The sequence below is a fragment of the Limibacillus sp. genome, assembly GCA_037379885.1.
Taxonomy (GTDB): domain Bacteria; phylum Pseudomonadota; class Alphaproteobacteria; order Kiloniellales; family CECT-8803; genus JARRJC01.
Genome location: JARRJC010000025.1, coordinates 24,580 through 32,092, shown reverse-complemented (window position 1 = coordinate 32,092; position 7,513 = coordinate 24,580). Strand labels below are relative to the sequence as shown.

Genomic DNA, 7,513 nt, shown 5'->3' with positions numbered 1-7,513 from the left:
GCTCGATGGCGACATGCATCATCCAGTTGTCTCCGGGCGCCACTTCCACCGTTACGGCGCTGCCTGCCACTCGCGCCCCGGCATAGATGGGCCGGAGGTATGAAGCCAAAAGCCCCTTGCGACCCTGCGCCTCGTGAAGCGTGGCGACCCCGCAAGCGGCCAATTCCGCCACGACAGCAGGATCCGCGCGCTCAATCTTCTGTACGACCACGCCGCTCATCACAGTTCATCCACGGTTCGGGGATAGATCGACTGGAAGCCTTCCGCATAGCGGCAGTCCCGCCCGCCGGACTGGCCGCCGGAATTACGCCGGAAATGATTCCCCCGGTTCTCGGCGAGCCGGGTGTAGTAGTCCCAGAGATGCTCCTGACCGGCCATGCATTCGATGGCCGCCCGCTTCTTCTCCCACACCGGCGTGATGTCCAGGAAGAGATCGGGCTTCCACCCCATCTGTTCGGTCTGATGCGGTTCGAAGAGGTAGAGCTGAGGGGCTCCAAGGACCTTCTCTCCCGGCTTGTGCCCCCAGGCCTGGGCGATCATCCGGCATTCCATCAACACTTTGGTGGTGTACATATGGTCGGTGTTGTAGGGGTCGTAGAGCGAGTGGGAGAGGATGAAGGCCGGCTGCACCTCGCGCAGCAGGTCCACGAGGCGGTCCTTCGCGGCGCGGTCCAGCTCCAGCGGATAGTCGCCCAGATCGAAGAAGCGGATATCCTCCACCCCGAGGGCGGCTGCGGCCTTCTCGGCTTCCTCGCGGCGGGCCGCCTTGACCCGCTCCAGGGTCATGCCCTCCTGCTTCCAGAGTTTGGCGCTTTCGCCTCGTTCTCCAAAGGAGAGGCAGAGGACCGTGACGCGGTACCCTTTCGCAACGTGAAGCGCGATGGCGCCAGCGCAGCGCCAGACGAAATCGGCGGCGTGCGCGCTCACCACCAAGGCGGTCTTCTCGGACATCTCCACCTCACAAAAAGATGCGATAAGGCGAACTGCCCGCGCAGACTTAAAGAGCGGGGCAGTCCATCGCTCCGGCGCAAAAGGAAAACGCCAAGCGCCTGCTCGCATCTTTTCTAATGTAGGGCAGGGGAGACTGGCCAATCGGCTAACGCTTTGCCGCCATTCGATCCTTGCATGGCGCTTTAGGAGCGTCCTGGAAACGATGGCGGAGGAGGAGGGATTCGAACCCCCGAGACGCTCTCGCGCCTAACGGTTTTCAAGACCGCCGCATTCAACCGCTCTGCCACTCCTCCGGCCTGTCCGCTGCGGGGCGGAGCGGCATGTCTATCACCTCGGCTGCAAAGCTGCCGGCTAGACCAGCCCGCTTTCGAGCTTTTTCGAAGTGCCTTCGTCGGGTTGCCCTTCGACCAGCGCTTGAAACTCCTGAACGATGTTGAAGGCGGCGCCGTCGCTGAGGCCGGTCGAGGTCAGGTAGGTCTGCAGAAGGGCCATCTTGCCCAGCACGAAATCCTGGCGTTCTTCGGCGCGCATCTCCTGCGCGGCCGTGGCCGTCTGCGCGGCGAGCTCTTGGATGTACTTCTGCAGTTCAATTCCGGACATCGACGTCTTTCTCCCTCTCAGAATGGACCCTGAGAATAGGAGCGGGCTTTGGAGCATACTGTCTGTGCCGCGCCGTATTACATTGTGTCTGCGGCCATTTCGCATGGCGCGAATCTGTGGCAAAGATAGTCATGCTTCGCGTAACCCGATTCGCTTCCTTGTTGATCGTCCTCTCGCTCCTCATGGGCTGTGCGGGGGCAAGCGCGGATTCCGTCGAGGGCTTTCCCGAATTCATACAGGAACTGAAGCGCGAAGCCGTCGAACAGCGTGGGATTTCGCCCGCCACTGTCGAGGCTGCGCTGAATGACATCGAGCCTCTCGAACGTGTCCTGAAGCGAGACCGTAGCCAGGCTGAGTTCAAGCTTACGCTCTCCGACTACAGCGCGCGCGTCATCACGGACGGGAACATCTCTGTCGGGCAGCGCCGGATGGACGAGCATGCCGCGCTGCTGGAACAGGTCGCGGCGCGCTACGGCGTGCAACCCCGCTTCATCGTCGCGATCTGGGGTATAGAGACGCGCTTCGGCGCGATCACCGGCAACGAGCATGTCCTGCCAGGTTTGGTGACCTTGGCCTTCGACCGACGCCGGTCGTCCTTCTTTCGCGAGCAGGTCTTCGCCGCCCTGGAGATGGCGGACAAGGGCTACATCCAGCTTGAGCGCATGAAGGGCTCCTGGGCTGGCGCCATGGGGCAGCCGCAGTTCATGCCGAGCAGCTATCTCGCCTACGCTCAGGATTTCGACGGCGACGGCTATCGCGATATCTGGAACAGCGAAGCCGACGTCTTTGCATCTATCGCGAACTATCTGGCCCAGCATGGTTGGAATGACAGCCTGACCTGGGGCAGGGAGGTCCGGCTTCCGGCCGATTTCCAGCGCACGCTTTCAGCCTTGGACTATCAGGGTGACAGCGGTTGCCGGGCGGAGCGGAACCGCAGCGTGCAAAAGAGCCTCTTGGAGTGGCAGGGACTGGGCGTGCGCCGCACCGACGGCAGGGATCTCCCCGCCGTCGACATTCCCGCGGCCATGGTCCAACCGGACGGACCGGACGGTCCAAGCTTCCTCGTCTACTCCAATTACAGCAGCATTCTTCGCTATAACTGCGCGCATCTCTATGCCTTGACCGTCGGTATGCTTGCCGATCGACTTGCAGCCCGTTAAATTCATCTGGTGGGGTTGATGATAAGGGGACACAAGATGTTGAGGTTTTCTCGGCAGCTTTCCGGAGTCACCGGACTATGCGCTTTGCTTTTGCTCAGCGCCTGCAGCGAAGTCGAGCTGGTCGCGCACGGCGCAAAGCAGCTTCAGGACAATTCGATCTCAAGCGATCTCGGCCAGTACAAGGTCGGCAAGCCATACAATTTCACGGCAAGCGCACGGCCAACGGCGCGATCTTCGACGAGAACAAGGTCTCGGCGGCCCACAAGACCCTGCCGCTGCCCTCGGTGGTGCGGGTGACGAACCTGGAGAATGGGCGCTCGATCAAGGTTCTGGTCAATGATCGCGGCCCCTACGCTTCGGGCCGGATTATCGATTTGTCCCGCCGCGCGGCGCAGCTTCTTGATTCCGAGCGCAGCGGCACGGCGAAGGTGCGCGTCCAGATCCTGGAACAGGAAAGCCGGCAGGTGGCGGCCATCGCCCAGGGCAGGGGCGGCGACAACCCGCTTCCCGCCGCCGCGCCGACCGAACAGGTCGCGGTGGAGACCCTCAACAACCCCGGTACCGCACCAACCCAACCCCAACCAGAAGCGGTCACGCAGGCGGTTCATAAGGAGGTTGAGACCATGACCTCCCCGCAGCAGCCGATTCAGGTAACCGAGGTCGGGCAGTCCAGCCTCTATATTCAGGCCGGCGCTTTTTCCATTTACGACAACGCGGACAAGCTGCGCTTGCAGTTGGCCTCAATCGGGCCGGCCCAGATTTCCCCGGCCCTGGTGAACGGGACGCAGTTCTACCGCGTGCGTGTCGGGCCCTTGCGGGACGTGAACGAAGCCGATCAGATTCTCTCGCGCATGATTTCCAACGGCTACACGAATTCACGAATCGTGGTCGAAGGAGCCTGACGGTTCAGCGCCGCCATAGTCTTGGCAAAGTTTACCGCTAGAGAGAAGCGACGCCGGGAGAGGCGAGAGGGAGAAGGAGTTCATGGTGGTTAGAAATCTACGCGCCTGGGGGCGGATGAGTCTGGTGGGATTGGCCGCCTTGCTTATTGGGCTGAGCCTTGGCATCAGGAGCGCCGCTGCGCTCGACACCTCTGCGCGTGAGGCCTTCGTGATCGACCTCTCCACCGACACGGTCCTGCTCTCGAAGGACGCCGATCAGGTCATGCCGCCGGCGTCGATGAGCAAGATCATGACCATGTACCTGGTCTTTGAACGTCTGAAGAACGGCAGCCTCAAGCTCGACGACGAACTCCCGGTCTCCGAAAAGGCCTGGCGGATGGGGGGCTCCAAGATGTTCGTCGAGGTCGGCAATCGGGTGCGTGTGGAAGACCTGATCCGCGGCATCGTGATCCAATCAGGAAACGATGCCTGCGTGGTCTTCGCCGAGGCCATCGCCGGTAGCGAAGAGGCCTTCGCGGCGAAGATGACCGAGAAGGCCCGGGAGCTTGGCATGGAGACCAGCCAGTTCGCCAATGCGACGGGATGGCCGAACCCCAACCATTACATGACCGCCCGCGAGCTGGCGATGCTCGGAGCGGCGCTGATCCGGGATTTCCCCGAGTACTATCACTACTTCGCGGAGACCGAGTTCACCTGGAACGACATCAAGCAGCACAACCGGAACCCGCTTCTTTACCAAGGGATTCCGGGCGTGGACGGCCTGAAGACGGGTCATACGGAAGAAGCGGGCTATGGCCTTACGGCATCGGCCGAGCGCAACGGCCGGCGCATCCTGGTGGTCGTGAACGGCCTCGCGAGCGACCGCGCCCGCGCGGAGGAGGCCGGACGGCTTCTGGAGTGGGCCTTCCGCGAGTTCGAAAGCCGGGAGCTCTTCACGGCGGGGGAAACGGTTGAGAGCGTGGAGACCTGGATGGGAACCGCCGATCAGGTGGCCCTAACCTCAAACGAGGATATCCGCGTCACCCTGCCGCGCAGCCGCAGCAGCGACGTCACCGTCAAGGTGACCTATGAAGGGCCGGTCCAAACTCCGATCGAAAAGGGCCAGCACATCGCCGATCTCCGCATCGAAGCCGAGGACATGGAGCCCATCGTCTATCCTCTGGTCGCTGCTGATGCGGTCGAGCGCCAAGGCCCGATAGGGCGCTTCTTTACCGGCATCACGCACATGGTCCTGGGAAGCGCCGGGATCAATTGACCCCCGGGCCGCGAGCAGCCACCATTCGGCCATGAGCGAGCGGGGACGTTTCATCACCTTGGAAGGCGGCGAGGGCGCGGGCAAATCCACCCAGCAGCGTCTTCTTGTGACCGCCCTGCAAAGCCAGGGGCTCGAAGTTATCGCGACGCGCGAGCCCGGCGGCAGTCCGGGTGCTGAGGAGATTCGGACGCTCTTAGTGAAGGGGGACAGCCTGCGCTGGGATGGAGTGAGCGAAGCCCTGCTCCACTTCGCCGCCCGCCGAGACCATTTGCGCAGTCTCGTCTGGCCCGCCTTGGAGCGCGGGGCCTGGGTCGTCTCAGATCGTTTCGCCGATTCCACGCTGGCCTATCAGGGCTACGGTCACGGGCTCGACAGGAAAGTCTACGACCAGCTCTACCGCATCGTTTGCGGCGACTTCAAACCGGACCTGACCCTGATCCTCGACCTGCCGGTCGCCGCCGGCCTGGCGCGCGCTGGTAGACGGGGAGGGGGCGAAGACCGCTACGAGAGCATGGGGGCGGCGTTCCACGAACGGCTCCGCCAGGGTTTCCTAAAGATCGCTGAACAAGAACCGGCCCGCTGCCGCGTCGTGGACGCCAGCAAGGATGAGGCCGCCGTTGCCCGCGCCTTGCGCGCCGCGCTCGATGACGCCTTGGGAACCACGCTGTCATGACCGCCGAGTTGACCGACAACAAGAACCTCCCGGCACCCTCCGCCAATCCCGATCTCTTCGATCAGGGTGAGGCGGAGTCCGTCCTGCTTCGGGCCTACAACAGCGGCCGTTTGCCCCATGCCTGGTTGCTGACCGGCCAGCAGGGAATCGGCAAGGCGACACTGGCGCACCGTTTTGCGCGTTTCCTCTTCGCGCAAGGTGAAGGCGGCGCGGGGGAAGCGGGCCTGTTCGGCGAGGCGCTCGCACCCAGCAGCCTGGCCATGGAGCCCGAGCATCCGGTCTTCAAGCGCGCGCTGTCCGGTGGCCTCAGCGACCTGGTGATCTTGAAGAAGGGCCTGAACGACAAGGGGAGGCCGGAAGCCTCCATCCCGGTGGAAAGGGTGCGCAAGGCGGCTGAGTTCCTCAACAAGACGGCCGCCGACGGCGGGTGGCGCGTGATCATCGTCGATGGCGCCGAGGACCTGAACAAGAACAGCGCCAACGCGATCCTCAAAGAGCTGGAAGAACCGAACGAGAAGAGCCTGCTGCTTCTGGTCAGTCACGCGCCGGGCCGCCTGCTGCCCACGATTCATTCGCGCTGCTGTCATCTCGCCCTGAAGCCCTTGCCCGAAGCGACAGTGACGCAGCTGCTCGTCCGCGAGGAACCGGACTTGGCGCCTGAAGAGGCCGCAGCCTTGGCGCGGCTCTCGGAAGGCAGCATCGGACGGGCCCTCGACCTGCACAGGGAAGGGGGGCTCATTCTGCTGCAGAGCCTCACGGCCCTGCTCCAGGACCTGCCGCGTCTGGAGGGGGGAAAGCTGCACGCCTTCGCCGACAGCCTCGTGGGCGGTGCAAAGGACCGGCGGGCCTTCGAAACGCTGCGCGAGCTGCTTCTATGGTGGCTTGCCCGCATGATCCGCGGTGCGGCGGCTGACAGCTATCCCGCGCCGGTGTTGGAGGGCGAGGCGGCGCTGATGCAGCGGCTGATCGGCCACGGTGGCCTTGAGGGCTGGATGCAACTACGCGATAAGTGGAGCGAACAGTTGGCGCGCGCCGACACCACGGCGCCCAACCGCCGCCAGATGATCCTGGGCGTTTTCTACGATATGGCCCGGCTGAGCGCTTGATAGCCCCGCCGCCAAGCCCAGATAGATACTCAAGCGCACTCTAAATAAGGGCCAAAAATGGGCCGAAGGAAACCATGCTGATCGATTCCCACTGCCACCTCGACTACCTGGCCAAGGATCAAGACGTCGAAGCCTTGCTCGAACGGGCCAAGGGCGCCGGCGTTGGCGGCATGGTGACCATCTCCACCAGGCTCTCCACCTTCCCCGAGGTGCTCAAGATCGCCAAAAGCCACCCGGATCTCTGTTGGTGTTCGGTCGGCGTGCATCCTCACCACGCGGATGAGGAGGGGCTGAGCGATCCCGCCCAACTCGTCGAACTGGCTGGCGATCCAGCGGTCGTCGGCATCGGAGAGACCGGCCTGGACTACTACTACGACAACGCGCCGCGGGAGGACCAGCAACGCTCCTTCCGGGCCCACATCGCAGCGGCCCGCGAGACGGGACTGCCGTTGATCGTCCATACGCGCGACGCCGACGAGGACACGGTGGCGATCCTGAAAGACGAGTATGAGAAGGGGGCTTATCCGGGCTTGATCCACTGTTTCACCGCCGGCCCCGAACTGGCAGCGTCCGTCTTGGAGCTGGGGTTCTATATCTCCGTGTCCGGGATCGTGACCTTCAAACGCAGCGACGAGCTTCGGGAGACCCTGAGCGGCGTGCCGCTGGAGCGCCTGCTGGTGGAGACCGATGCGCCCTTCCTGGCGCCGGTCCCGCACCGCGGGAAGACCAACGAGCCTTCCTATGTCGGCCATACCGCCGCAGCGCTCGCGGAATTGAAGGGCGTCGGCGCCAAGGAACTGGAAGAGACCACGACGGCCAACTTCTACAAGCTCTTCTCCAAAGCCGCGCCCCCGGCGCAGGCGTGA

8 protein-coding genes, 1 tRNA gene and 1 pseudogene are annotated in these 7,513 nt (G+C 63.5%); 6 read left to right on the top strand and 4 right to left on the bottom strand.

The features are described 5' to 3' along the window. From P8X75_09400 to P8X75_09385, 4 genes are all read right to left on the bottom strand, one after another. Positions 1–220: 4-carboxy-4-hydroxy-2-oxoadipate aldolase/oxaloacetate decarboxylase (locus P8X75_09400; GenBank protein MEJ1995410.1), on the bottom strand; the 220-nt coding region annotated here is incomplete at its 3' end. Next, a complete protein-coding gene (locus P8X75_09395; protein MEJ1995409.1) occupies positions 220–951 on the bottom strand; it encodes a PIG-L family deacetylase in 732 nt (243 codons plus the stop codon). The genes P8X75_09400 and P8X75_09395, both read right to left, overlap by 1 nt. 203 nt (positions 952–1,154) lie before the next feature. Next, positions 1,155–1,244, bottom strand: a tRNA-Ser gene (locus P8X75_09390). 58 nt (positions 1,245–1,302) lie between these two features. Next, positions 1,303–1,551: a hypothetical protein gene (locus P8X75_09385; protein ID MEJ1995408.1), complete on the bottom strand. Its 249-nt coding sequence runs from the start codon at positions 1,549–1,551 to the stop codon at positions 1,303–1,305. Between the two features lie 131 nt (positions 1,552–1,682). Between P8X75_09385 and P8X75_09380 the strand changes: the two genes are divergently transcribed. The 6 genes and pseudogenes from P8X75_09380 to P8X75_09355 all read left to right on the top strand — a co-directional run bounded on the left by P8X75_09380 (position 1,683) and on the right by P8X75_09355 (position 7,513). Beyond that, positions 1,683–2,711 carry a lytic murein transglycosylase gene (locus tag P8X75_09380; GenBank protein ID MEJ1995407.1) on the top strand — a complete coding sequence of 343 codons (1,029 nt, stop codon included), beginning with the start codon at positions 1,683–1,685 and terminating at the stop codon, positions 2,709–2,711. Between the two features lie 200 nt (positions 2,712–2,911). Continuing rightward, positions 2,912–3,613, top strand: a pseudogene (locus P8X75_09375) (septal ring lytic transglycosylase RlpA family protein). An 82-nt stretch (positions 3,614–3,695) separates the two neighbouring features. Next, entirely contained in the window at positions 3,696–4,868 is a 1,173-nt protein-coding gene (locus P8X75_09370) for a D-alanyl-D-alanine carboxypeptidase (protein ID MEJ1995406.1), read from the top strand. Positions 4,869–4,899: 31 nt separating this feature from the next. After that, positions 4,900–5,541, top strand: coding sequence for a dTMP kinase (gene tmk, locus P8X75_09365; GenBank protein MEJ1995405.1), 642 nt, complete (start codon positions 4,900–4,902; stop codon positions 5,539–5,541). Next, positions 5,538–6,647, top strand: coding sequence for a DNA polymerase III subunit delta' (locus P8X75_09360; GenBank protein MEJ1995404.1), 1,110 nt, complete (start codon positions 5,538–5,540; stop codon positions 6,645–6,647). The genes tmk and P8X75_09360 overlap by 4 nt, the downstream gene beginning before the upstream one ends. Before the next feature lie 74 nt (positions 6,648–6,721). Then, positions 6,722–7,513 carry a TatD family hydrolase gene (locus tag P8X75_09355; protein MEJ1995403.1) on the top strand — a complete coding sequence of 264 codons (792 nt, stop codon included), beginning with the start codon at positions 6,722–6,724 and terminating at the stop codon, positions 7,511–7,513.